The 25,293-nt window shown below is 35.1% G+C and carries 27 protein-coding genes and 3 pseudogenes; 18 read left to right on the top strand and 12 right to left on the bottom strand.

Annotation, left to right across the window (positions count from 1 at the left end; translation table 11 throughout):
- The first annotated feature begins 99 nt into the window (after window positions 1-99).
- The gene (locus tag J3D55_RS05495) at window positions 100-576 is read left to right on the top strand and encodes a SixA phosphatase family protein (RefSeq protein ID WP_259128810.1); all 477 of its coding nucleotides are present in this window, start codon (window positions 100-102) and stop codon (window positions 574-576) included.
- 63 nt (window positions 577-639) lie between these two features.
- On the opposite strand, the gene J3D55_RS05490 is transcribed toward J3D55_RS05495, so the two are convergent.
- Window positions 640-2,184, bottom strand: coding sequence for a serine hydrolase (locus J3D55_RS05490; protein WP_259128808.1), 1,545 nt, complete (start codon window positions 2,182-2,184; stop codon window positions 640-642).
- Between the two features lie 174 nt (window positions 2,185-2,358).
- Between J3D55_RS05490 and J3D55_RS05485 the strand changes: the two genes are divergently transcribed.
- The 5 genes from J3D55_RS05485 to J3D55_RS05465 all read left to right on the top strand — a co-directional run bounded on the left by J3D55_RS05485 (window position 2,359) and on the right by J3D55_RS05465 (window position 5,202).
- Window positions 2,359-2,808 (top strand): hypothetical protein, encoded by a 450-nt coding sequence (locus tag J3D55_RS05485; RefSeq protein WP_259128799.1) that lies wholly within the window; start codon window positions 2,359-2,361, stop codon window positions 2,806-2,808.
- Window positions 2,808-3,305 carry a metallophosphoesterase family protein gene (locus J3D55_RS05480; RefSeq protein WP_259128797.1) on the top strand — a complete coding sequence of 166 codons (498 nt, stop codon included), beginning with the start codon at window positions 2,808-2,810 and terminating at the stop codon, window positions 3,303-3,305. The genes J3D55_RS05485 and J3D55_RS05480 overlap by 1 nt, the downstream gene beginning before the upstream one ends.
- A gap of 11 nt (window positions 3,306-3,316) precedes the next feature.
- Window positions 3,317-3,811 carry a DUF8465 domain-containing protein gene (locus tag J3D55_RS05475; RefSeq protein ID WP_259128794.1) on the top strand — a complete coding sequence of 165 codons (495 nt, stop codon included), beginning with the start codon at window positions 3,317-3,319 and terminating at the stop codon, window positions 3,809-3,811.
- 18 nt (window positions 3,812-3,829) lie between these two features.
- Entirely contained in the window at window positions 3,830-4,546 is a 717-nt protein-coding gene (locus tag J3D55_RS05470; protein ID WP_259128790.1) for a DUF3822 family protein, read from the top strand.
- Window positions 4,547-4,614: 68 nt separating this feature from the next.
- Window positions 4,615-5,202 (top strand): RsmD family RNA methyltransferase, encoded by a 588-nt coding sequence (locus J3D55_RS05465; protein WP_259128788.1) that lies wholly within the window; start codon window positions 4,615-4,617, stop codon window positions 5,200-5,202.
- Window positions 5,203-5,224: 22 nt separating this feature from the next.
- Here J3D55_RS05465 and J3D55_RS05460 read toward each other — a convergent pair.
- Window positions 5,225-5,576: pseudogene (locus J3D55_RS05460) on the bottom strand (winged helix-turn-helix transcriptional regulator).
- 85 nt (window positions 5,577-5,661) lie between these two features.
- On the opposite strand from J3D55_RS05460, the gene J3D55_RS05455 reads away from it, so the two are divergent.
- The gene (locus J3D55_RS05455; protein ID WP_259128782.1) at window positions 5,662-6,261 is read left to right on the top strand and encodes a nitroreductase family protein; all 600 of its coding nucleotides are present in this window, start codon (window positions 5,662-5,664) and stop codon (window positions 6,259-6,261) included.
- A 42-nt stretch (window positions 6,262-6,303) separates the two neighbouring features.
- Here the strand turns inward: J3D55_RS05455 and murI are convergent, their stop codons facing one another.
- From murI to J3D55_RS05430, 5 genes and pseudogenes are all read right to left on the bottom strand, one after another.
- The gene (murI, locus tag J3D55_RS05450) at window positions 6,304-7,134 is read right to left on the bottom strand and encodes a glutamate racemase (protein WP_259128775.1); all 831 of its coding nucleotides are present in this window, start codon (window positions 7,132-7,134) and stop codon (window positions 6,304-6,306) included.
- An 89-nt stretch (window positions 7,135-7,223) separates the two neighbouring features.
- Window positions 7,224-8,349 (bottom strand): annotated as a pseudogene (gene hemW / locus J3D55_RS05445) (radical SAM family heme chaperone HemW).
- A gap of 51 nt (window positions 8,350-8,400) precedes the next feature.
- Window positions 8,401-9,351, bottom strand: a complete 951-nt coding sequence (locus tag J3D55_RS05440; protein ID WP_259128773.1) for a PorP/SprF family type IX secretion system membrane protein — start codon at window positions 9,349-9,351, stop codon at window positions 8,401-8,403.
- Between the two features lie 51 nt (window positions 9,352-9,402).
- A pseudogene (locus J3D55_RS05435) lies at window positions 9,403-10,477 on the bottom strand (RluA family pseudouridine synthase).
- A gap of 72 nt (window positions 10,478-10,549) precedes the next feature.
- Window positions 10,550-11,683, bottom strand: a complete 1,134-nt coding sequence (locus J3D55_RS05430; RefSeq protein WP_259128771.1) for a PASTA domain-containing protein — start codon at window positions 11,681-11,683, stop codon at window positions 10,550-10,552.
- A gap of 155 nt (window positions 11,684-11,838) precedes the next feature.
- On the opposite strand from J3D55_RS05430, the gene J3D55_RS05425 reads away from it, so the two are divergent.
- The 4 genes from J3D55_RS05425 to J3D55_RS05410 are packed head-to-tail and all read left to right on the top strand — an operon-like array spanning window position 11,839 to window position 14,373.
- Window positions 11,839-12,831 (top strand): D-alanine--D-alanine ligase, encoded by a 993-nt coding sequence (locus tag J3D55_RS05425; RefSeq protein ID WP_259128769.1) that lies wholly within the window; start codon window positions 11,839-11,841, stop codon window positions 12,829-12,831.
- A 1-nt stretch (window position 12,832) separates the two neighbouring features.
- Entirely contained in the window at window positions 12,833-13,297 is a 465-nt protein-coding gene (gene coaD / locus J3D55_RS05420; protein ID WP_259128767.1) for a pantetheine-phosphate adenylyltransferase, read from the top strand.
- Between the two features lie 36 nt (window positions 13,298-13,333).
- Window positions 13,334-13,696, top strand: coding sequence for a four helix bundle protein (locus J3D55_RS05415; protein ID WP_259128760.1), 363 nt, complete (start codon window positions 13,334-13,336; stop codon window positions 13,694-13,696).
- Between the two features lie 44 nt (window positions 13,697-13,740).
- Entirely contained in the window at window positions 13,741-14,373 is a 633-nt protein-coding gene (locus J3D55_RS05410) for a trimeric intracellular cation channel family protein (RefSeq protein ID WP_259128754.1), read from the top strand.
- Between the two features lie 62 nt (window positions 14,374-14,435).
- Here the strand turns inward: J3D55_RS05410 and J3D55_RS05405 are convergent, their stop codons facing one another.
- Both J3D55_RS05405 and J3D55_RS05400 read right to left on the bottom strand, forming a co-directional pair.
- The gene (locus tag J3D55_RS05405) at window positions 14,436-14,999 is read right to left on the bottom strand and encodes a DUF2892 domain-containing protein (protein WP_259128753.1); all 564 of its coding nucleotides are present in this window, start codon (window positions 14,997-14,999) and stop codon (window positions 14,436-14,438) included.
- Window positions 15,000-15,117: 118 nt separating this feature from the next.
- Entirely contained in the window at window positions 15,118-15,609 is a 492-nt protein-coding gene (locus tag J3D55_RS05400; RefSeq protein WP_259128751.1) for a dihydrofolate reductase, read from the bottom strand.
- Between the two features lie 76 nt (window positions 15,610-15,685).
- On the opposite strand from J3D55_RS05400, the gene J3D55_RS05395 reads away from it, so the two are divergent.
- The 5 genes from J3D55_RS05395 (at window position 15,686) to J3D55_RS05375 (ending at window position 20,426) form a co-directional block, all read left to right on the top strand.
- Window positions 15,686-16,294, top strand: coding sequence for a LemA family protein (locus J3D55_RS05395; protein ID WP_259128745.1), 609 nt, complete (start codon window positions 15,686-15,688; stop codon window positions 16,292-16,294).
- Complete coding sequence (locus J3D55_RS05390) at window positions 16,294-16,722, top strand: TPM domain-containing protein (RefSeq protein WP_259128744.1); 429 nt, start codon at window positions 16,294-16,296, stop codon at window positions 16,720-16,722. The genes J3D55_RS05395 and J3D55_RS05390 overlap by 1 nt, the downstream gene beginning before the upstream one ends.
- Window positions 16,703-17,572 carry a TPM domain-containing protein gene (locus tag J3D55_RS05385; RefSeq protein ID WP_259128736.1) on the top strand — a complete coding sequence of 290 codons (870 nt, stop codon included), beginning with the start codon at window positions 16,703-16,705 and terminating at the stop codon, window positions 17,570-17,572. The genes J3D55_RS05390 and J3D55_RS05385 overlap by 20 nt, the downstream gene beginning before the upstream one ends.
- A 447-nt stretch (window positions 17,573-18,019) precedes the next feature.
- The gene (locus tag J3D55_RS05380) at window positions 18,020-18,541 is read left to right on the top strand and encodes an NAD(P)H-dependent oxidoreductase (RefSeq protein ID WP_259128735.1); all 522 of its coding nucleotides are present in this window, start codon (window positions 18,020-18,022) and stop codon (window positions 18,539-18,541) included.
- Window positions 18,542-18,545: 4 nt separating this feature from the next.
- Complete coding sequence (locus J3D55_RS05375; RefSeq protein ID WP_259128733.1) at window positions 18,546-20,426, top strand: monovalent cation:proton antiporter-2 (CPA2) family protein; 1,881 nt, start codon at window positions 18,546-18,548, stop codon at window positions 20,424-20,426.
- Between the two features lie 3 nt (window positions 20,427-20,429).
- Here J3D55_RS05375 and J3D55_RS05370 read toward each other — a convergent pair whose 3' ends face one another.
- Window positions 20,430-21,251, bottom strand: a complete 822-nt coding sequence (locus J3D55_RS05370; RefSeq protein ID WP_259128725.1) for a head GIN domain-containing protein — start codon at window positions 21,249-21,251, stop codon at window positions 20,430-20,432.
- Between the two features lie 60 nt (window positions 21,252-21,311).
- Between J3D55_RS05370 and J3D55_RS05365 the strand changes: the two genes are divergently transcribed.
- Both J3D55_RS05365 and J3D55_RS05360 read left to right on the top strand, forming a co-directional pair.
- Window positions 21,312-23,453, top strand: a complete 2,142-nt coding sequence (locus J3D55_RS05365) for a M3 family metallopeptidase (protein WP_259128723.1) — start codon at window positions 21,312-21,314, stop codon at window positions 23,451-23,453.
- A 314-nt stretch (window positions 23,454-23,767) separates the two neighbouring features.
- Entirely contained in the window at window positions 23,768-24,145 is a 378-nt protein-coding gene (locus tag J3D55_RS05360) for a YchJ family protein (RefSeq protein WP_259128721.1), read from the top strand.
- Between the two features lie 205 nt (window positions 24,146-24,350).
- Here J3D55_RS05360 and J3D55_RS05355 read toward each other — a convergent pair whose 3' ends face one another.
- A complete protein-coding gene (locus tag J3D55_RS05355) occupies window positions 24,351-24,851 on the bottom strand; it encodes an FKBP-type peptidyl-prolyl cis-trans isomerase (RefSeq protein ID WP_259128719.1) in 501 nt (166 codons plus the stop codon).
- Between the two features lie 114 nt (window positions 24,852-24,965).
- Window positions 24,966-25,217: a VF530 family protein gene (locus tag J3D55_RS05350; RefSeq protein WP_259128717.1), complete on the bottom strand. Its 252-nt coding sequence runs from the start codon at window positions 25,215-25,217 to the stop codon at window positions 24,966-24,968.
- Between the last annotated feature and the right edge of the window lie 76 nt (window positions 25,218-25,293).

Raw genomic sequence — 25,293 nt, 5'->3', positions numbered from 1 at the left:
GTAAATTTTAATGATTTTATCTCATACACAGTTTTTTTTATAAATCATGTTTTATTCCGTTATTTTTTTTATAATTTTAATCTTCCAAAAAGCGAAAACATGAAGAAACTCATCCTCGTAAGACATGCAAAAAGCGACTGGCCAGAAGAAACAGAGGACTTCGATAGACCATTGGCAGACAAAGGTTTAGAAGATGCCATGCGTATGTCAAGATTTATGAAAGACAATAGTATTCCTATCGATTATTTTGTGTCGAGTCCGGCGGTTCGTGCCTTGAATACGTGTAAAATTTTCAATCAGACGTACAATTTAACTTTCATTACCAACGAAAAACTTTACAACCCGTCGGAAAGGAATTTTGAATCTGTAATCTACGATCTGGATGACAGCCACGATGCGGTTGCTTTCTTTTCTCATAATAATGGAATTTCTAATTTTGCAAATTCCATTTCTGATGATATTTTTCATTTTCCCACTTGCGGAGTCGCAGGTTTTGAGATCGATTGCGATTCGTGGTCGGAATTTGACGGTGCCAATAAAAAGCTGATGTTCTTTTACGAACCCGGGAAGATTTAGAAAAAATTCTTTATTATTTTTTTTGCATAAAAAAAGCTCCAACAAAAGTTGAAGCTTTTCATTTTATTTTCTTTTCAGATCCAGATCATCAAAATCAAAACTGAAATCCGTCACATCAGAAATCGGTTTTAGTTTTACCGACTGAGCTTTTCCTGTTTCATCATAATCAAAAATAATGTATACATCGGCATCATAGCTTCTGTCGTCCCATTTGATGATGAAAGAATTATTTGAAAAAGGCAGCAGTTCGCCTTTCAGTCTTGGCGAATTTTTACATGAAATTCTATATGTATTTCCTTGTTGAGCTATTTCTACGTCTCCAAACCATTTGTCGTTGTAAGTTCCAACAAATTGTTCTGATTTTGGCTGAAGATTTTTATCTTTCTTGAAAGCATCAGATTTTGCAAAAGCTTCTTTTTTCTGCTTTTCAAAAAATTCATCATTTTTCTTCATTCTTTCGCCGTAATTTTTCAACCAGTTTCTGTCTTCAATGCCCAAATAAGAATCTTTAACGGTATTTGTAATCGTATTGAAAGCCGCACCGGATTGCTGATTTGTAAGCACTACAATTCCTAATTTCATATCCGGAATTAATGTAAATTGAGTGACTGTTCCGATCAATCCTCCTGTGTGTTGAATTTGTTTGTGACCTTTAACATCACTTAAAAACCAACCCATTCCGTATCCGTAAAAGCTCGTATCATAAGGATTTTTCGCCGCCACACCACTTGGAATCTGTAAGCTCCAAAGCTGTTGTACATTTTTATCTGAAACCAATTTTTTGCCGTCTTTTGTCGTAAAATTATTCAACAAGAATTCTGCCCAGGTTGTCATGTCTTTGATGTTACTCATAATTCCACCGGCTGCATTTGCCGTTTCATTCCAGTCGTGAGGAACTGCAATCGCTTTTCCGTCAACCGGAGCGTGTGCGTCGATTTTATTGGCAACTGCTTTTGCTCTGTTGTAGCTTCCGAAACTTGAAGTCATTCCGACAGGTTTCATAATTCTTTGCTCGATAAATTCTGCCCAAGTCATTCCCGAAACTCTGTGGATCACTTCTCCGGCAATGATGAACATGATATTATTGTAATCCAACGTCGTTCTGAAAGGGTTTTCCGGCTTTAAATATCGTACGTTGTGAACAATATCATTCACCGTAAGATTTCCGCCTTCTGGAAAAAACATCAAATCTCCCTGTCCCAAACCTAATCCTGCTCTGTGTGTTACTAAATCTTTAATCGTAACATTTTGAGAAACATACGGATCATACATTTGAAATTCAGGAATATATTTTGAAACGTTATCATTCCAATTCAGTTTTCCTTCGTCTGCCAAAATCGCTAATGCTGTACAGGTAAAACCTTTAGAATTGGAGGCAATTCCCACCAATGTATTGTCATCCATCGGTTGTTTTGAAGTTAAAGAACGAACTCCAAACCCTTTTGAATAAATAACTTTTCCGTCTTTGATGATTCCGACAGACATTCCCGGAACGTCGAAAGTTTTTAATGTATTTTGGATCAATTCGTCCAGTTTTTTCTCTTCAACCTGCGCATTAAAAATACCTACAGCCAAAAGAAGAAGGAAAAAAGAAAGTCTTTGCTTCATTTTTTTAATTTTTTCAAATTTAATAAATATTAATAAGCTTTTATTGAATCGCAAAAGTCAATGAAGAATCTTACGTTAATGATTTAAAATAAAAAAGATTTTAATTTTCATTATAATATCTTAACAAAAAATAATTTCAAAAACTATCTTTGTAAAAAATTAGACACTAAAAAAATGAGAACAAAAAAATTAATGACTTTCTTTTTACTTGTAGCTTCTTTTTCTACTTATTTCGCTCAGGAAGTTGCAATTAAAGATGATAAAGTTTTGCTTGACGGAAAACAAATTTTGAAAGCAGAAAAAATCAATGTTTTTCAATATTCATTCTATACGATGAAAGATGACGAGGAAATTTTGATGTATAAATACATGGATAACGAAACGCCAAAATATATGGAGGACGATTATTTTATCCTTAATTTCCTCACTGAAAAAGTAAAAGTAGAAACCACAGACATTTCAAAAATTTCCAACTTTATGAATTCCAGAAAAGGAATGGAAAAATTGATTAAATGGCTGTTGAAAGAAAGAGTAATTAATAATAATGGTGAACTGAATTCTGACAGAGTACAAATTTTCAAGGATAAATACAACGAAAATATCACTGAAAGAACTTTTAGATAATGACCAAAATCCTCCTCCTTTCCGACTCTCATTCTTATATAGATGACCGTATTTTAGAATATGCAGGTCAAGCTGATGAAGTTTGGCATTGCGGAGATTTCGGAAATATGGATGTTATCGAACAGCTTGAAAAAATCAAACCATTAAAAGGAGTTTACGGAAATATCGATAACGCAAAAATCCGTTCTGAATTTCCTGAAGTGACTCGTTTTTTCTGTGAAAAGGTGGAAGTTTTGATGATTCATATCGGCGGTTATCCCGGAAAATATACTCCGCTGGCAAAAAATGAAATCGCTGAAAAAGCCCCAAAATTATTTATTTCAGGGCATTCGCATATTTTGAAAGCGATGTTTGATGCTAAAAATAATTTGCTTCACCTGAATCCGGGAGCTTGTGGAAAACAAGGTTGGCATAAAATGAGAACGATGATGCGTTTTGTAATTGAGGGTGAGGAGATTAAGGATTTGGAAATTATTGAGTTGGGACCGAGAGTTTAAGAATTATAGTAATGAAGATAGGTGATAAAGTTTCTGTCGTAGATGAAGATTTGAGCGGAGTTGTGACTTCGGTTAACGGGAATATTGTGGTTTTTAAAGATGAATACGGATTTACGTATCAATATCAGAAAGAGAAATTAGTTCCGAAAATTTCGGAGTTTTATGAAAATATTAAAATCGTAAAAAAGGCTGAACCCAAGAAAACGGTTTCTAAAAAGCATCACAAGAACCAGTTGGTATTGGATCTTCATTTTGAAAATTTAGTCAATAATCCGCATGATTATGATAGTTTTGAAAGACTTTTTATTCAGAAAGAAAAATTGATGGAAGTGATTTCTTTTTGCAGAAAAAATAATCTGAAAAGGCTTGAAATCGTGCATGGAATCGGCGACGGCGTTTTACAGAGAATGGTTTTTGACGTTTTGGAAAGCCAGACGAATCTGGATTTTTATAATAAGGAAATACTTCACCATCAATCGGGTGCGGTAATGGTAGAATTTCACTAAATTTGCAGTAATTGAAATATGAACGTACTTAATTTACTTTTTACCAAAGACGGATTAATTTATCAGATTGTGAAAAATAAGAGCATTCTGGAGGAAAAATCTTATTTCGTGGATGAAGAATCTCCGGAAAATCTGATTGCGGATAAGCTGGATCAAGTGTTGATCAAACAAAGATTTGACGAAATTCATGTAGTTTCCGCGCTGAATCATTTTACGTTGATGCCTGAAGGATTTTCGGAGCATGAAACGGGATTTGATTTAATTGCCTACAATGCGCCTGTCGACAAGGAAAAAGAAGAATTGATGCTTTCTATCAACGAAAAATTCAAGATTCAGTTTTATTATACTTTTCCGAAGAATTTTTATAAAAAAATCAAGGAATTGGCGATACCTGTTCAATTTAATTTTTCGGGAGAGAAGTTTTTAAGTTCAATTAATCATAAAAATAACAAAGAAATTCACATTAATCTTTATCACAACCAATGTGAGTTTTTCGCAATAGATAACAAAAAAATTATTTTATACAATAATCTTGATGTCAATTCTGAGGTTGATTTTCTTTATTTTGTGATGTTTACTTTAAGCAAAATCGGTTTTGGAATCAATGAAACTAACTTTTTCGCTTACGGGGAAACCACTGAAAATGAAACCTTTATTTCAGAATTACAGAAATTCGTAAAGAATCTGAGAATTGTATTTGATAATGTTCCAACCAAAAATTTTATTTTAAATTAGGTTGCAGGAATCGGGTGACAATTTTCGTTCATCTGTTGCTTAAACCTACAATCTAACAATTATACAACATGTACAGAATCATCGCAGGCAAATGGAAAGCCAAGAAAATAGCCGCTCCGAAAAATTTTGACGTAAGACCGACGACGGATTTTGCGAAAGAGGCGCTCTTCAGCATTTTGGAGAATACGTATGATATGCAGTCGATTTCTGTGCTTGATTTGTTTGCAGGAATTGGCTCAATTACTTTCGAATTTGCGTCGAGAGGATGTAAAGATGTAACTTCGGTTGAAATGAACCCGAAACACACCAGTTTTCTGAATTCTACGGCTTCTGAGCTTGGATTTAGCTTGAACGTAAGTGTTCAGCGAGGTGACACTTTCGATTGGCTGAAAAAATTCAGGAATAAGAAAAGCTATGAGATTGTATTTTCTGATGCGCCTTTCGAAATGGAAGAAAAAAAATACCACGAACTGATTTCTTTGGTTTTAAACAATAAATACCTGAAAGAAAACGGAGTTTTGGTAGTAGAACACCAAAGCCGAATGAAATTTGATCATCCAAATTTGGTTGACACCAGAAAATACGGAAATGTAAGTTTCAGTTTTTTTGAACCGAATAAACAAGAAAATATAGAAATAACAGAAAATCAGGAATAAATTTCCTGATTTTTTTGCTTCATTATTCAACAACTTCTACTTTTTTTGAACTAACAACCGCGCTTTCGCCCCATTTTGCAATTTCTTTTAAAACAGGAAGCAGCGTTTTTCCAAAATCTGTTAAGGTATATTCTACCATTAAAGGCGGTTTTTTCGTGTACACTTTTCTGCTGATAATATTGTCTTCTTCCAATTGTTTTAATTGAAGACTTAAAGTTTCTTTCCGTAATTGTCGGCATTAATTTTCTTAATTCATTGTATCGTTTTGCTCCGTCTACAAGGTAATACAGGATTACCGCTTTCCATTTTCCGCCGATAAATCTCATGGTAACTGTTGTACAGCAAGGATATTTTTTGTTGTCGATTGAATACATTTTTATACTATCATTTTAGACCGTTATTGCAAATGTATTAAACTTAAATTAGTTTTGCAACTATAAAAAATATAGTATAAAAATTATGAACTTTTTAGAGAAAATGAAATCGAGATATACCGTGAAAAAGTATAATCCTCAAGGAAAAATAAGTGACGAAAAAGTACAGATGCTTAAAGAAATTTTACATTTAAGTCCTTCTTCCATCAACAGTCAGCCATGGAATTTTGTTTTTGTGAATAATCCTGAAATTAAAGAACAACTCGCAGAAGTTTCTTATTTCAACAAGGAAAAAGTATTGGACAGTAGTTATCTGATCATTTTTCAGGTGATTAAAAATCCCGAAGATTTTGAGAAACAAATTGAAGAAAATTTGCCGGAAGGATCTGTAAATTATTATAAAACGTTTGTAAAACCAAAAGGTGAAGCTGAAATAAAATCCTGGCTAAAACATCAGGTTTATCTTTCCCTTGGCGTTTTGCTTTCCGCTTGTGCAGCGATGGAAATCGATTCTACTCCGATGGAAGGAATTGAAAATGATAAGTATAATGCGATTTTGAATAATGAAAAGTATGAAACTCTATTTGCCGTGGCGATCGGTGAAAAATCTGAAAATGACAGCAATCAACCTATTCATACGCCAAAAAAGAGATTGGAAAGTAAGAATGTGATTTTGGAAATGTAAAATAAAGAAAATAGCTGTTTCAAATGAGACAGCTTTTTGTTTTTATAATACTTTAAATTCTAAGTCGATGCTTTTTCCAAAGAATTTCTTTGATATTTTTTCAAAATTTTTCGTTAAATCCGAAAGATAAAAATGATAATTCGGTTTTGGATTGCTTTCATTTAAAAGATTGTATTTATCCAGAATGATCTTCAAATGATTGGCAACAATATTTGGAGAATCAATTACACGAACGCGATTTCCGTAATATTGCTTGATTTCATCAATTAATAAAGGATAATGGGTACATCCTAAAATCAACGTTTCAATATTTTTTAATTTACTATTACTCAAATAATTGTAAATAATCGCATGCGTAATCGGATGATTTTTAAAACCTTCTTCAATCGCAGGAACTAATAATGGCGTCGCCAATTCATCCACCTTGATCCATTTATTATGCTTACGAATACTTTTCTTATACAATCCTGAATTCACGGTTGCTTTCGTCGCAATTACGCCTACGTTATTGTGAATTTCATATGACACTTTTTCCGCCACAGGATTAATTACGTCAATTACCGGAACTTTTCCTGCTACAGATTTCATTACTTCATTCAAAGCATTTGCTGTCGCCGTATTGCAGGCAATTACAATCGCTTTACAATTTTGTTCCAACAAAAAATTAGTGATTTTCGTAGAATATTCGATGATCGCTTCTTTCGATTTTTCACCGTACGGAAGGTGTTTCGTATCTCCGAAATAGATAAGATCTTCGTTGGGAAGAAGTCTCTTTATTTCTTTGGCCACCGTTAATCCTCCAACTCCGCTATCAAAAATTCCGATAGGCTGTTTTGGTGAAAGATGCGAATAATCTTGCTTTTTAGTTTTCAAAATTGAGTTGAAATTTTATACAAAAATAGTGAAATTGTTGATGCTGGAAGCTGGATGTTGGAAGTTTTTCACAAACGACTCTTTTCCGCTTAAACAATAAACAAATCGGAGGCAATTCCGTCTGCCATAAACCAGTGTTTTTCCGGAATTTTAAGATGATTATTCTCAATGACAAGAATTTCTTCTTCCAGTTTTGATTTAATTTCACTCTGAAAATGATCCAGAACTTTATTATTAAACTTTTCTTTTAAACTTTCGAGATCAACTCCCCAAATTGTTCTCAGTCCGATCATGATCATTTCATTAAACTGATCGTTTTGAGAGAGAATTTCTTCTTCTTTAGCCAACAAATTGGAGTTTAATTTCTTAATGAACTGCTGATTATTGGCAACGTTCCAGCTTCTGACATCAAAACCATTGTAAGAATGTGCAGACGGACCGATTCCCAAGTACTCTTTATACTTCCAATACGCGGAATTATGCCTTGAATAAAAGCCCGGTTTTCCAAAATTGGAAACTTCATAATGATCAAAACCATTGTCTTTTAAGAAATCTGACAGATAATAAAACTCTTTATTTTGTTCTTCTTCCTTCGGACTGAGTACTTTTCCTTTAGCAATCCAGTTTTCCAACGCTGTTTTTGGCTCCACCGTTAAAGCATAAGATGAAATATGCGGGACTTCAAGGGCAATTGTTTTGTTTAAATTCTCCTTCCAAATTTCAAGATTGGAGGTTGGTGAACCGTAAATTAAGTCAATACTAAGGTTTTCAAAGCCGAAATCCTGCGCTCTTTTAATAGAAACCTTCCGCTTCGGAAGCTGTATGTGCTCGATTCATTAGCTTTAAATCTTCCTCAAAGAAACTTTGCGTACCAATTGACAGACGATTTATTGGAGAATTTGATAAGCCTTTTAAAAAGTTTTTATCCAAATCATCCGGATTGGCTTCTAAAGTGATCTCAATATCTCTATCAAAACTGAAATATTTTAAGACTTCATCTATTAAAGAATGAATTTCGTCGGGAGAAAGGATAGAAGGCGTACCTCCGCCAAAGTAAAGTGACTGTAATTTTTTGTTTTCAAGCTCATCTTTTCGCAAAAAGATTTCCTTTTTCATGGCAGCAATCATCTCATCTTTAAAATTTAAAGACGTTGAAAAGTGGAAATTACAGTAGCTGCACTTTTGCTTACAGAACGGGATGTGAATATAAATCATAAAAAAAGCTCTGAAAAAATTCAGAGCTCAAATTTATTTAAATTAAATTGATTAATATCTATAACCTCTATGATTAATGAAGTTATCGAAGTTATATCCTAATCCGATCATGAAGCTGTTTCCTCCATATTCCTGGATATCAGATAAACCTAGGTTGTAAGTAGCTCCAATCATGAATTTGTTGAATCTTACTTTTACAACCGGTGCAATCTGCAATTGCTGACTGTCGAATCTGTTTTGAACAGATCTGTAGCTTACTCCGAAAGAGAATGCATTAATATCATTAAAGAACGTAGCCATTAAGTTGTAATCTACGGTTCTTGTAGAGTTCGTGTTAAGGTTGATTAACGCTGATGGAGTGAAATAAATATTATCTCCAATATGCCAATCATATCCTAAGTTTAAGAAGAACTTGATTGGAGAAGGCTCACGTCCGTTTACGATCGCCTCATCGTTGGTAAGAGCGATGTCGTTCACAGAAACTCCAGCGAAGATGTTTCTGTATGTAGCTTGTGCCCCAAAGTTTGCATACGCCATGAAGATATTACTCTCACTACCTTGCAATAAAGGATCTGACGCGTCCTGCGTATTAATTTTAGAATAATCAAAATTCATATTATAGAAGCTTACGCTTGTACCAAAAGAGAATTGATCTTTTCTATCTCCTTCACTACTAAGAGGAATAAAATATGAAGCACCAGCTGTAATACCGCCCGCAGAAATAGGACCATTACTGTCTCTAAATACAGATAAACCTGCCCCTACTCTATCAAAGATATTCGCGTTAATCCCCACTGACTGTACATTGGGAGATTCGCTAAACTTTGAAAATTGCTGCTGATAGTTAAGATTAAGCTGCACGTAGTCCGTTTTTCCGTATTGTGCTGGGTTGAACAAAAACTCACCATCTAAAAGATATTGTTGGTAGTACGGTAAAGTTTCTTGTGCTTTGTATGCATTTGACAAAAGAGCTAAACATACTATAGCATATAGTTTTCTCATAACAAATCTTGATTTCAATTCAACAAATATAAAAAAATTCTCAATATATTTTTAGTTTTCTAAATAATTTCTCCATTTTTTTACAGCATCCGTCATATCTTTCGGCATTGGGCTCTCAAAATATAATTCTTTCTTGGTCGTTGGATGTATAAATCCTAAAGTATGCGCATGAAGTGCATGTCTAGGCAAAATTTCGAAAACATTTTTTATAAACTGCTTATACTTAGGAAGATTCACTCCTCGGAGAGGTGTATGACCTTCGTATCTTTCATCATTAAATAAAGTATGACCAATGTGTTTGAAGTGCGCACGGATCTGGTGGGTTTCTTCCCGTCTCCAATTTACACTCTACCCAAGTCATATATTTAAATCTTTCTAAAACTTTGTAATGCGTCACCGCATGCTTTCCGTGGCTTCCATCTACATAAGTGTGCATCTGCATCCTGTTTTTGGGATGACGCCCTATGTGACCTCTTATCGTACCTTCATCGTCCTGTACGTTGCCCCAAACAAAAGCCCAGTACAATCTTCTGGTTTTCCTGTCGAAAAACTGTTTTGCCAAAAAGCTTAGCGCATATTCAGTTTTTGCAATAACTAAAAGTCCTGAAGTATCTTTATCGATTCTGTGAACCAATCCTACCCTGTCAAGATCAGACTTTTGATTGTTCTGCTCAAAATGGTAGGCCAAAGCATTCACCAATGTTCCGTCCCAGTTTCCGAATCCAGGATGTACTACCATCCCGGGTTCTTTGTCTACCACCACCAAATCATCATCTTCATATACAATATTAATAGGAATATTCTGAGGAATAATAAAATTCTCTCTCGGCGGATGCGCCAGTAAAACAGAAACCTGATCTCCCGGCTTTACACGATAATTTTGCTTAACAGAAACTCCGTTCACAACAACATTTCCCGCTCTGCAGGTCTGCGAAATCTTATTTCTTGATGAATTATGACGGTGTATTAATAAAAACTTATCTATTCTTAAAGGATCCTGATTCTTATCAACAATGATGTTAAGATGCTCATACAACCCTTTATTTTCCTCATCAATATCAATAGCATCGATACTGTTCTGGTCTAATAATTCTTCATCTAAAAATTCTTCGTTATCTTCTGTCATTGTTTTATCTTTTATACAAAAAGCTTCAACATAATGAAAGTTGAAGCCTTTATTTTTTATGCTTTTAAATAATTACTCTACGACTACTTTTTTTGCTTTTGGCTTTTCGGCAGGTTTTTGTGCCGTTGTAGTGGTTGGTTTATTATTAGTACTTGTCGGTTTATTATTACTTGAACCTGCAGTATTACCAGAACTACTTCCTGAAGAAGTAGTTTTAGGTTTATTATTTTCAGTTACGGAAGCGGTCGGCTTCGTAGTTGTTGTCTTCGTTACATCTGTTTTCGGAGCCTCCGTTGCAGGTCTCGGATTCTCTCTTCTTGGTGTTACCGGCGGAGGTGGCGTATCATAACTAGGTTCCTGATGTCTAGGAACTTCCTCATAATGTACCGGAGGCAAAGCCGTATCTACTTTCATTCTGTAGGTAGAATTCAGTTGTTCTATTTTAGCGCTCAATTCGGCCAACGTTTTTTTACTCGCCCAGAGATCGATCTGCATTCCCTGATCCCGGACATCTCCTGCCGCCGGATCTTGGTAGTAAATAACGTCTGATTCATCTTTGCTTCCATCTTCATGATCCACAAGACCAACCTCAAACATACTTCTTGCAATCAGCACTCGTGCTTCTTTCACCGTTAATCCTACAACATTCGGAATCGATATATTTCGCATCGGTCCAGAACCTATCACAACATCTACGACAGAGAATCTTGCCAGTTTTGTTTTAGGTTTTATTTCAGCGCCTTTATATAATATTCTTATAACCGCATCTTTCTGAATGCTCGGTTCGTAAATCGTGTCACCCACTTTCAATCCCACCTGCTCCAATCTCTGGAAAGCAAGACCCGAATATTTATTAATAACATCAGGAACTTCCACTCTCGCCCAAGTTCTTGGATTTACTTTTAATAAAATTGCTCTGCCGTCTTTCACACGAGAACCTGGTGTAGGATATACCTGCAATACCTGAAAAGGTCTGTATTTAGGGTTATACTGTGGACTGTCTACTTCATATTCTAATCCGGAATCATCCAATATTTTGATGGCTTCCTGTACAGATTTATTAACGATATTTGGAACCGGAATTTCCTGACCATGATTAGTATGATATTCTAACCAACGAAATGTAAGCCAAACCAACCCCACAAAAACACCGATGGCTACGACTAAGTTCAGTAAAACTTTCCAATTGAAAAGTGATTTAAGCATACTTAAAATGACTATAATTAGACAGCAAATATAATTAATAATTTTCTAATGTCCTTTTTATTTAACACATTTCATTTTTGAGCTTAAAATTTCTAAAATTGCAGTTCTCCATTATATAAAATGATTAAATTTGCCTTAATTGATACTATATGGTTATGAGCAAAAAACAAGTTGCCGTAGTAATGGGAGGCTATTCGGACGAATATGTTGTATCATTAAAAAGCGGACAATTAATTTATGATTCCTTAGATAGAGAACTTTACGATGTATATAAAGTGGTTATCCTTAAAGATGAATGGTATTTTTTAGGTGAAAATGATAAAAAACACAACATCAACAAGGGAGATTTTTCAGTTGCATTAGATAATAATGAAACACTGAAATTCGATGTCTGCTTCAATATTATCCACGGAACACCGGGTGAAAACGGAATTCTTCAGGCTTATTGGGACGCGATCGGACAAAAATATACCGGTTGCGATTTTTATCAAAGTGCTTTAACTTTCAATAAAAAAGATACATTAGCCGTACTTTCAAAATACGGAATTCCTTCTGCGAAAAGTGTTTATTTAAGAAAAGGAGAAGAAATTAATGTTGATGAAATCATTGAAAATCTTGGGCTTCCTGTTTTCGTGAAACCCAATCAGTCAGGTTCTTCGCTGGGAATTTCTAAGGTTAAAGAAAAATCAGAATTAATTGCTGCCACAGAAATTGCTTTTAAAGAAGATAATGAGATTTTAATTGAAAGTTTCCTCGACGGAATGGAAGTTTCTGTAGGAGTGATCGATTATAAAGGAGAGACCATCGTTTTGGGAATTACAGAAATTGTTCCTCAAAATGAATTTTTCGATTATGAAGCCAAATATGAAGGTGCTTCCGAAGAAATTACCCCTGCAAGAATCGACGACGAAACCAGAATCAGAGTTGAAGAAATATCAAAAAGAGCCTATAATTCTCTTGGAATGAGTGGTTTTTCAAGAAGTGAATTTATTTTAATGAACGGAATTCCTTATATGCTGGAAATGAATACCAATCCGGGATTTTCTCCTGCAAGTATTCTTCCTCAACAGGCAAAAATTTACGGAATTTCTATCACAGATCTTTGTGGAAACGAAGTTGAAAAAGCCTTAGCTAAAAAATCAAAATAGTATGAAAATCGCTGTTTTTCCGGGGTCATTTGATCCCATTACTTTAGGACATTATGATATTATAGAAAGAGCGGCACCGCTTTTTGATAAGTTAATCATTGCGATCGGACAAAATTCTCAGAAGAAATACATGTTTCCGCTGGAGAAAAGGATGGAATTTATCCAAAATTCCGTTGCCGAATTTCCCAATGTGGAAGTGGATTATTTCGAAGGTTTAACGGTTGATTACTGCTTCGAAAAAAATGCACAATATATTCTCAGAGGCTTAAGAAATCCTGCCGATTTTGAATTTGAAAAAGCGATTGCTCACACCAACAGAACATTAGCTCATAAAAAACTGGAAACCGTATTTTTATTAACCTCATCAGGAAAATCTTTCATCAGCAGCAGCATTGTGAGAGAAATTATTAATCATAACGGTGAGTATGAATTACTCGTTCCGGAAGCAGTAAGAGTACAATTATGAGTAATGGGTAATTGGTAATGAGTAATTTTTACAACTATGGATTTTAATCAGATATTTAGAGATCGAACTAAAAATTTTTCGATTTCTATTATTAAATCATTATCAATATTACCCTATTCAGATGCTCTCTCAATAATCCGAAAGCAAATTATAAGATCTGCGACTTCTGTAGCGGCCAATTACAGAGCTGTTGCAAGAGCAAGATCCGAAAAAGAAAGGTTTGCAAAGATCTGCATTGTTGTTGAAGAAATTGATGAAACTCAGCTTTGGTTGGAAATAATTGATGAACTGGGATATTTGGATCAGGAAAAAATTTTACATTTAAGATCAGAATGTGAAGAGTTGGTAAAAGTAATGACAACCTATAAATTTAAATTATCCAAAAATACAACGGCATAATTTTTATTACTCATTACCAATTATTCATTACTTATATATAATGTATGCACGAACAGTTCAATTTTGCCATAGAAGTATTGGGAACGATATCATTTGCGATGTCGGGAAGTTTTGCTGCGATGCAGAAGCGTCTTGATCCTTTCGGGGTGCTTATTATTGCCTTTGTAACTTCTGTTGGCGGTGGAACTGTACGAGATTTATTACTCGACATTCCTGTTTTTTGGATGCATGATTTGTTGACTTGTGCCGTGATTATCATTACGAGTATTATTTCAATGATATTTAAATCTTTGGAGAAAAACTTTAAGGTTACTTTATTTATTTTCGACAGTTTCGGATTGGGATTGTTTACCATTATTGGTGTTCAAAAAGGGTTGAATGTAAATATTCATCCTTTAATATGTATTGGTTTGGGAACAATTACGGGTTGCTTCGGAGGTATTATCCGGGATATTCTGCTCAATAGAATTCCTTTGATTTTCAGAAAAGAAATTTATGCTACAGCTTGTATTATTGGAGGTGCAACATTTTTATTGCTTACCAATTTCACTACACTTTCTTATACTGTTATTCAGGTTTTTACCATTTTATTAATTGTCGCGATACGTACACTTGCCGTAAAATATCATTTGCGGATTCCCAAGTTTTATGGGTACGATCATTCTTCAGAAATGTAATTTGACACAAAAAAATGCACCCGAATTTTCAGGTGCATTTATATTTTAATTAAATTTTCTTTCTAGAATTTCCCTCTATTTCTCATATTAGGATTGTGCATATGCTTTTGCATGGTCGGCATTTTCATTTGATCTTTCATCATTTTGATTTGATCTGTCATCATTCCTGCGCTATCCAGTCTTTTTGCTTCTTCCAGCAATTTCTGACCTTCTTGTTTTCTTCCTTTAGAAATCGCTGCTGCAGCAAGATTTAAGGTTGCCATTGCTCTGTCATGCTTCATATTTAAGCCGTATTCCAATGCTTTTTTCATTAAAGGTTCCACTTTCGTAGGATGATCCTGAGCTTGCGTCAATCCCATCAAATAATGGAAATATCCATATTGAGATTGATGAAGCTGCGTCTGATAATTGGTAATACTCTGTAACCAAACTCCGGCTTTTTCCATATTTTGTTTCCTTAAGTACCAGAAAGCCAACAAAATATATTCATTTTTAAAGAAAAGTAAAATCGGCACGGCAGAAAGAATAATCAAAATAATTCCCCACCCAATATTTCTGTTCATCATCAGATAAACTGCTACTGCAATAAGTAAAGCAGAAATTACAAACTTTATGTATTTATTCATTATTAAATTTTAAAAGTGCAAAGATAAGAAATTTGGTTGATTGTTTATGGTTTACCGTTGATAGTTAAAAACTTTCTTGGGATATTATATTCATCCAAAAACTATCAACTAACAACCATTAGCCAACTACTTTTTCGTAAGTCTGAAAACAGAAATCATATTGATTTTTTTCGTCTTTTTCATGGCATGTTTCACTAACTTTTTTCCAAATTTTAGCATCAATTTTAGGAAAATAAGTATCTGCCTGAAGATCAGCTTTCACCAAAGTAACTTCGAGTTTATCAACAAGATCTATTGTCTGCTCGTAAATATTTCCGCCACCAATGATGAAAACTTCTTCATCTATTTTTTTTGCAAATTTTATGGCTTCTTTAATGCTTCCGACAATCAGAATTCCTTCTACAAACCAATTTTTCTTTCTCGATATAACAATATTGGTACGATTAGGAAGAGGCTTCCCGATGCTTTCATACGTTTTTCTTCCCATAATAATAGGATGCCCCGAAGTAGTATCCTTAAAGTGTTTCAAATCTTTTGGAAGATGCCAAAGCAACTGATTTTCAAAACCAATCTCATTTTTCTCTCCCATTGCCACCACAATTGTTGTCATTAAAATAAATTTTTACAAAATTAGCACATAATTTGTATATTTGGTTAGCACAAAAAATTTTAAAAAAAATTAAACTATGAAAAACAAAGGATGTCTGAGCGCAGGAACTATCGGTATCGCTCTCCTTATTATTGTTGCCGTGATTTTCTTCTGGGGCAAAAGCGGCTACAACAGCTTTGTAGATAAAGAGCAAACTGTAAATGCTAAATGGTCTAATATTGAAACCGTTTATCAGAAAAGAGCCAATCTGATCCCGAATTTGGAAAGAACCGTAAAATCTTATTCTAAATTTGAGCAGGAAACATTAACCAAAGTAGTTGAAGCTCGTTCTAAAGCAACATCTATCAATATCGATCCTACAAATATGACAGAACAGGATCTTGCAAAATTTCAAGCTGCACAAGGTGAATTATCCGGATCTTTAAGCAGATTGATGGCAGTTGTAGAATCTTACCCAAACTTAAAAGCAGATCAACAATATATTAATTTCCAAAGAGAATATATCGCTATAGAAAATAGCATCAGAACAGAAACTGTCTATTATAATGATGCTGCAAAAGATTATAATGTTTCTATCAAGCAATTCCCGAATAATATTTTGGCGAATTTCACCAACTTTAAAGAGAAACCTTTATTCAAAGCAGAAGCAGGAGCTCAGAAAGCACCCGATGTATTCTCAGAATAATGAGTAATTTCTTAACAAAACAGCAGATAGCTTCCCTTGTGGAAGCTATTCAATCGGCAGAGGAACATTCTACCGGCGAGATAAGAGTGCATATAGACTCGAATACGGAAGATGACAATGCTAAAATTGCCTTCAAGGTTTTCGAAGAATTATGTTTAAATAAAACCGCCGAAAGAAACGCCGTGCTTTTTCATGTTAATTTCGAACAAAAATATCTTACCATAATCGGAGATACGGGAATTCATGAAAGAGTGAGTCAGTCGTATTGGGATCATCTTCATGATTACATTACGTCTGAATTTGCCAAAGGAAATTATTATAAAGCCTTAAAAAGCGGAATTCTGGAAACCGGTCTTGAACTAAAAAAACACTTTCCTGTCACAGGAGAAAACCCCAATGAACTGCCTAATGAAATTACGTTCTCTTAAAATAGTATTTTCATTTTTATTGATTTGCTTTTACACTTTTGTATCAGCACAATATACCATTCCTGAAAAACCAGCTGTTTTATATCCTGTTTTTGACGAAGCCAATTTGCTGAGCCAACAGGAAAAAGATGAACTCAACAGCAAGCTTATAAAATTTGCAGATTCTACCTCAACAGAAATTGAAGTAGTCATTATTCCTTCTACAAAAGGAGAAGACGTCAACTTTCTGGCAACCATGTTCGGACAAAAATGGGGAATCGGAAAAAAAGGAGTGGACAACGGAATTGTTTTCCTGATTGCAACCGAAGATCACACCATGTCGATCCAGCAAGGAAGAGCAGTTGAACAATATTTAACAGCATCCGTTGCAGGGCAGATCTTAGATTATATCGTTACTCCACATTTCAAGCAGGGAGAATGGTACGAAGGGATCAACCGCGGAACTTCTGCTTTGATGGAAGCCGTTCAGGGGAAATTCAAACCTTTGAACAATAAAGAAAGCGGCGGTGACACCAGTATTTTCAAAATTCTTCTTATCGCTTTTGTGATTATCATTATTCTCGCTATTCTTTTCGGAAATAAAAACAATGGAAAAGGTGGCGGAAATTACGACGATGATGATGTTATCCTTTCCAGAAGAGGTCGCCGAAATTATCCGGGTGGATTTTTCCCTTTCCCAGGCAGCTTCGGAGGAGGCGGTTTTGGTGGCGGAAGTTCGGGTGGCAGCAGCGGCGGCGGATTTGGAGGCTTCGGCGGTGGCGGAAGTTCGGGTGGCAGCAGCGGCGGCGGATTTGGAGGCTTCGGCGGTGGCGGAAGTTTTGGAGGCGGTGGTGCTTCTGGTGGATGGTAGAATTTAGAGGAAAACTAATTTAATTTTTGCCAGAAATTCTTTTTAACATTTAAATTTATTCCAACTAATAAAGTTTTCACTCAGTTTGTCATTCCGTAGGAATCTAAGCAATGACTTAAAAAACTAAGCCTAGATTCCTACGGAATGACAAACGAGACGTTTATTTTAATTTAAACAAAACATAAAATCGGTCCATCATGATCGGTTTTTTATATTTTTATTTCTCAAGCGAAGCTTTCTTAATTTTCTTAACCTCTTTAATTAAAATCTTAATGGTTAAAATCAACTTAAGTTTCACTTACTTTTATGTAAAAGTCTAAAACCTGACCGTTTTTTTATCTTATTTAACATTAAATTCAATTTTACATATTAAAAAATTACTAAATCATTATAAAACCTATTTTTAATTCAATCTTTTTTCATTATATTTACTGAAAAGCAGGTTTCATGAAGAAGACGTTGGTCGTTTTTGCGCATCCTTATTTAGAGCACTCAAACTCGAATGCAGAGCTCATTAATTTCTATGTTCGTCACCAGCATTTTACACTTCGGGATCTTTACGAAGAATATCCGGATTTTCATATTGCCGCTTTCAGAGAAAGAAAAAGGATAAAAAATTACGATCGTTTTATTTTCCAGCTTCCATTAATCTGGTTCGGAATGCCTCCATTATTAAAACTTTGGATCGATGAAGTTTTCGACCGCGACTGGCTGAAAGAAGATCATTACAACCCATTGGAAGGCAAAGAAGTTCATATATTGGTAACCACAGGCGGAAAAGAAAGGTCTTTCTCCAAAGAAGGCACCTATAAATATACTGTGGAAGAGCTCATCAGCGGGCTTATCGTTTCTCTGAATGTTTTTAAAGCCAACGTAAAAAATGTCACCGTGGTTTATGAAGCCAACAAGCTTTCAAAAAAAGAAATTATTTTACATAAACAGAAATTCGTAGAACTTCTCAATCAATAAAAATATGGAATCCAGCTTAGCAATGAATACCCTTATTTTCTTAGGCGTTGCCATTATTATGGTTCCGTTAGCGAGAAAATTCGGACTGAGTTCTGTGATAGGATATATTGCGGGAGGGATAATCATCGGACCATACGTTTTGCGACTGACGGGAAAAGATGTCAACGGTATTATGCATGTCAGTGAATTCGGCGTGATTATGCTTTTATTTTTGGTCGGATTAGAATTAGAACCGAGAAAATTCTGGGACATGCGGAAAAAGATCGTCGGACTTGGTTTGACTCAAATGTTGCTGACAATTTCTTTGCTTTTCCTTGTTTTCATCTGGGCGGGATGGCGAATCGACAAAGCGATTGCCATTGCGATGTGTTTTGCATTGTCTTCCACAGCGATTGTTCTGCAGACTTTACAGGAAAAAGATAATTTAAAAACAGTCGCGGGAGAAGCATCATTTTCTACTCTTTTGTTTCAGGATATTGCGGTCATTCCTATTTTGGCAATTCTTCCGCTTATTGCAAATTTTAAAGCCAAACATCACGACAACGAAATTCAGGTTCTTATTCAGACTCTTCCGGAATGGATGCAGTTTGCGACCGTAATTTTAGGCGTTGTTGTTTTAATTTTATTGGGTCGATATGTTTTCGTTCCGTTTTTAAGATATGTTTCAAAATCGGGAATGCCGGAATTGTTGACCGCCTCTTCCCTATTTTTAGTGATCGGAGTTTCAGAATTAATGGTTGCCATCGGATTATCTCCGGCTTTAGGCGCTTTCCTTGCAGGTGTAATGTTGGCAAACAGTGAATTCCGCCACGAACTGGAAGCACAGATTGATCCGTTTAAAGGACTTTTACTTGCCGTATTTTTCGTGAGTGTAGGTTCTACCATCAACTTTAATGTTATTCAAAAAGATCCTATTTTTATTTTCAGTACTGTTTTTGCTGTTTTAGCTATAAAATTTATCGTTTTATTCGCCATCGGGAAGTTTTTCAAGATTGATACTCCACAAAATTTATTTTACGCTTTTGCACTTTCTCAGGTCGGAGAATTTGCTTTTGTATTAATTAATTACACGTCCAGTCTTTATCTTTTAAACCCCGAACTGAATGCTCAAATGATGGCTGTTACAGCAATTACGATGTGCATCACTCCTCTTCTTTTGATTATTAATGATCGGTTGATTATTCCCAAATTCATTAAAGAAGTTCCGGAAGAGCAAAGCGATTTTAATATCCTTGATAAAGATGTCATTCAAAAGAAAATTATCATCGTAGGTTTCGGACATTTTGGAAGTACGGTTGGACGACTTTTGAAAGCTAATAAAGTTTCGGCTACGGTTTTAGACAGAGATTCTGATCGTGTGAAATTATTGAGAAGTCATGGTTTTAAAGTATATTACGGCGACGCTACAAAAATCCCGACATTAAGAGCTGCAGGAATTGATGATGCCGAAATTCTGGTTCTTTGTCTCGACGATCCCGATGATAATAAATTCATTGCCGATCTTGTGCGTGAACATTATCCGGACGTGAAAATTTTTGTACGAGCCAAAAACAGACTCGATGCTTATGATTATCTGAACAACGGAATTAATAATATTTATCGTGAAACATTAGGAACAGCCGTTGATATGGCGATCGATGTTCTTCATGAAACCGGGATGCGAAAATATGCCGCAAGACGTCTCGGACAAAGATTTATGGCAATTGATAAAGCTTCTGTGAGAAAATTAGCAAAAATGAAAGAAGATGACGAGCTTATTCTCTTTACCACAAAAGAAATCCTCCAACGAGAGGAGGAATTATTGGCGTATGACAATCTTAATTTCGATCATCAACAATGGCAGGATTCCTCAACTGATGACGAAGATGAGGAATCTGACAAATAATTTTTATTGAATACTCACGCTTCCGCCGCTGCTTTCTTCTTTTGTAACTGAGGTTACGTTTCCTTTTTTATAAACACTTACGCTTCCGCCTGAAGATGCTTCTGCTTTAATGGATGAACTTGCAGTAATGTCTACACTCGAACCGCTCGATGCTTCTGCGCTTACATTATCGGCTACAAGATCTTTTGCTGAAAGACTACTTCCCGAAGAAGCACTCACATCAGCAGTTTTTGCTTTCCCTGAAATATCAATGCTTGCTGCAGAAGACGCATCGATATTAAGATCAACAGCCCAGATTTTTCCGCTGAAACTGCTGCTGCTGTCCGCTGAAATATCAAAATCATTTGCTTCAAGATCTCCTGAAACTGATGCTGCACTTGAAATTTCAATGTGTGTTTTTTCCTGAACGAATTTATCTTTAACACTAATGCTCGCTGCAGAATTAGCATTTAATTTAGAGAAATCTTTAGCGTAAATTTTAGCAATAACTTTATTATTATTCATCACTCGGATTCCTTTTTTATAATGAATATGAAGACTTCCGCCGTCATTATCTACCAAAATCTCATCAATAATATTTTCCGGAGCAGAGATTACCACCTTTTCAATATCAGATTTTATAATTTGAGCTTCGATTGCCTGAGAAACCTCGATTTCATCAAAATCGCCTGTTACTTCCTTCTGTCTCGAAGGTCCTCCATCATCGTTTAAGACAACTTTTTCTACCCAGTTGTTTTTTCCGTTCTCACCATTTCTACGATCATGTTTTTCACACGACGCTAATAATAAAAAAGCTGAGAAAATAAAAAGAGTTTGTGATTTCATGTTTATTATTTTTATGAATTAAGTTTTAATTATCTTTATACTTTTAATAACAACTAATTTATGAAAAATATTACATCGGTATTATTAATTTCTGCATTAGCATTTAATCAATCATGTACTACAATGAAAAGCACCGATACCAATCAGGAAGTTCCGGCTCCGGATGCTTCCCTCTCGTCAAACCCTTTCATGAAGAAAAGCAAGCTTCAATATGAAGCGCCTGAGTTTGATAAAATTAAAAACGAACATTTTAAACCTGCTTTCAATTTCGGATTAAAACAACACGACGCCGAAATTCTTAAAATCGCCAACAATCCGGAAGCTCCGACTTTCGAAAACACGATTGTAGCATTGGAAAAAAGCGGTGAAGTTTTAAAAAGAGCAACCATTGTATTTTCAAACTTAACAAGTGCGAATACAAATCCTACTTTACAGGCTTTAGATGAAGAATATGCTCCTATTTTTGCGGCTCATTCTGATAAAATGTATCTTAATGAAAATCTTTATAAAAGAATTAAAGCTATTTCTGAAAACGGTTTAGACTCTGAAAGCAAAAGATTGGTTCAATTTTATAAACAAAATTTTGAAATCGCAGGAGCGAATCTTTCTGCAGCTGACAAAGAAAAATTAAAGCAAATCAATCAGGAACTCGCTTCACTTTCTACGCAATATTCCAACAAATTACTGGAAGCCAGAAAACAAGGTGGCGTTTATTTCTCTGATGCTAAAGAATTAGACGGACTTTCTGCTGACGAAATCGCTGCTGCGGCAACCGATGCTAAAAACGCAGGAAAGCCCGGTCAATATTTGTTGGCTTTACAAAATACGACGCAGCAACCTCTTTTACAAAACCTTAAAAACAGAGCAACAAGAGAAAAGCTTTTCAAAGCATCTTGGTTGAGAGCTGAAAAAGGCGACGGAAACGATACAAGAGAAACGATAGAAAAATTAGCTAAACTTAGACTTAAAAAAGCACAGATTTTAGGCAAAAAAAGTTACGCAGACTGGAAATTGCAGGATCAAATGGCAAAAACTCCGGAAGCGGCTACAAAATTGATGAATCAGATCGCGACTCCGGCTGTGGAAACTGCGAGACGTGAAGCAAAAGATATTCAGGATTTGATCGATCAGCAAAACGGAGGTTTCAAAGTGGAACCTTGGGATTGGAATTTCTACGCTGAACAGGTAAGAAAAGCAAAATTTGATCTTGATGAAAGTGAAATTAAGCCTTATTTTGAAATCACAACGGTTTTAGAAAAAGGAGTTTTCTTCGCTGCTGAAAAATTCTACGGATTAACCTTCAAAAAAAGAACGGATCTTCCTGTTTATCATCCTGATGTGGTTACTTACGAAGTTTTCGATCACGACGGAAAATCTATCGCGATTTATTATTTAGATTTCTACACAAGAGATTCTAAAAACGGAGGAGCTTGGATGAGTAATTTCGTTGAGCAATCTTATTTATTAGGAACAAAGCCTGTAATTGTAAACTGCTACAATTACCAGAAACCTGCTCCGGGAAAACCTTCATTAATCAGTTATGACGATGTTTCGACGATCTTCCATGAATTTGGTCACTCCATCCACGGAATGTTTGCAAGTCAGAAATACCCTTCTCTTTCTGGAACAAATGTACCGAGAGATTTTGTGGAATTCCCTTCGCAAATTAATGAACACTGGGCTTTAGATCCTGTTGTTTTGAAAAATTACGCGCTTCATTACGAAACGAAACAGCCGATTCCACAGACTTTGGTTGATAAAATTAAAAAAGCATCTACTTTCAATCAAGGCTACATGACAACCGAATTGGTTTCTGCTGCCGAAATGGATATGGATTGGCATACGGTAACAAATGAAAGTCAGTTGATTCCTGTTTTGGATTTTGAAAAACAATCACTGGCAAATCACGGATTTACTTTAGCAACCGTTCCTCCGAGATATCACACTCCTTATTTTGCACATATTTGGGGCGGTGGTTATTCTGCAGGATATTATGCTTATTTATGGTCTGAAACCTTAGATAATGACGCTTGGGAATGGATTTCAAAGAACGGCGGTTTAACAAGAGAAAACGGAGATCGTTTCAGAAAATATATTCTTTCTGTAGGAAATTCTGTTGATCTGAATCAGGCATTCAGAGATTTTACAGGACACGATCCGGATATTAAGCCTTTATTGAGAAACAGAGGTTTTATTAAATAAATTTTAAAAGCATTCATTAATTTGGATGCTTTTTTGGTTTATAAATGGTAAATACTTATAATCTCCCACGGATCACACAGATTTTCACTGATGCTTATGTTATATCCTATCATAGTTAAAAAAGATTATGCGCAATCATCTGTGAAAATCTGTGTAATCTGTGGGAAAAATATCCATACATATAAGTTTTGGCTAAAGCCAAATTAGAATTCATGTTTCATTTAAACAGGCTAAAGCCCATTCCTATTGATGTAAAATTCGTCTTATTTGTGAAAAAATATTCATGTAAATTTGTGCTTTGAAAATTAAAAGAAATGAATTGTCCCTGCTGCTCAGGAAAATCCTACGAAGAATGTTGCAAACCTTATCATACAGGAGAAAAACACGCTCCGACCGCTGAATCTTTGATGCGTTCAAGGTTTTCTGCATTTGCGATTCCGAATGGTGAATATTTAATGGAAACAACTCTTCCCGGAAAAAGAAAACTACACAACAAAAAAGACCTGCAGGAATGGGGAGAAATTAATCAATGGACAAAATTGGAAATCGTGCAGACTCCTGCTTTGAATCAAGTTGAATTTAAAGCGTATTACACTGATCAAGACGGAACTCCGCAGCTTCATCACGAATTTTCGCTCTTTCAGAAAATGCACGAAAGATGGTATTATGTTTCCGGAGAATTTTTAGATTAAAAACATGGATACTTATTCTTGTTTAATATTCGAAGGCTCAAGGATTTTATATTCGATAAAATTGGCTGTTCTGAATTTTGAAAATCTTTGATTTTCTTGCGCCTTAAAACGTTATCACAAAAACTAAACCTTGCATCTTTGCGAAAATCCAACAAACAAAAAAAATGTCCGAAAAAATCGGACATTTATATTATTTAGAAAGTGCTTAGTGAGCTTCGTTTCCGTCAATTCCATGAGCGTGACCGTGAGATAACTCCTCTTCTGTTGCAGGACGAGTGTTTAAAATTTCCACTTGGAAATCTAAAACTTTCCCAGCCATTGGATGGTTAAGATCTGCTATTACAACTTCCGGCGTTACTTCTACTACAAATGCCTGAAAATTATTTCCCTGATCATCAGATAAAGGCAAAATAACTCCCACAGGAGGAATTCCGGATTCCTTGAACATATCAATCGGTAATTGCGCGATAGCATCTTCTTGCTTCTCACCGTAAGCTTCTTCCGGCTGAATCACAAAAGCAGCTTTATCACCAGCTTTAAGACCAAGGATATTTTGTTCAAATTTTGGGATCATCATTCCCTTTCCATATAAAAATGTAAGTGGATTCTCTTCTGTTGTTTCTTCTACAAGAATCTTATTTCCATCCTCTTCGATAGTGTGAAGTATGTACTTTACAGCTACTACATGATTGTTTTCAATTGTCATATTTTTCTTTTTTAGTGAAGTTTTTTCACAATTAACGGCACAAATATACTATTTTTGAAATGACTGATTACAGGAAAACGCTAAAAGAAGAATCTTAAAAACAACTTTCTATTTTTACTTTCCGTTTTTTGCTTCGTTCTTTTTTTTCTGTCTCAAAACATACAGATACAAACTTTCCACTTTCGTTCTCGCCCAATCTGTTTTCCTTAGAAATTTCAGCGAAGAATTAATACTCGGATTATCCGTAAAACATTTAATATTAATCTGTTCACCCAGTTTTTCAAATCCCTGATAATATTCTACCAGTTCTTCGAGAATGGCATCAAGTCTTTTCCCGTGAAGCGGATCTTTTGATTTTTCTTCCATAACGCAGTAAAATTAAAATATTTTATCAGACTTAACGACTAAAATTGTTTAAACTCTTAATCTTTAGTATTTTTGA

Origin of the sequence: Chryseobacterium ginsenosidimutans (genome assembly GCF_024807225.1) — a bacterium.
GTDB lineage: Bacteria > Bacteroidota > Bacteroidia > Flavobacteriales > Weeksellaceae > Chryseobacterium > Chryseobacterium ginsenosidimutans.
This window is presented reverse-complemented; position numbering and strand designations above follow the sequence as displayed.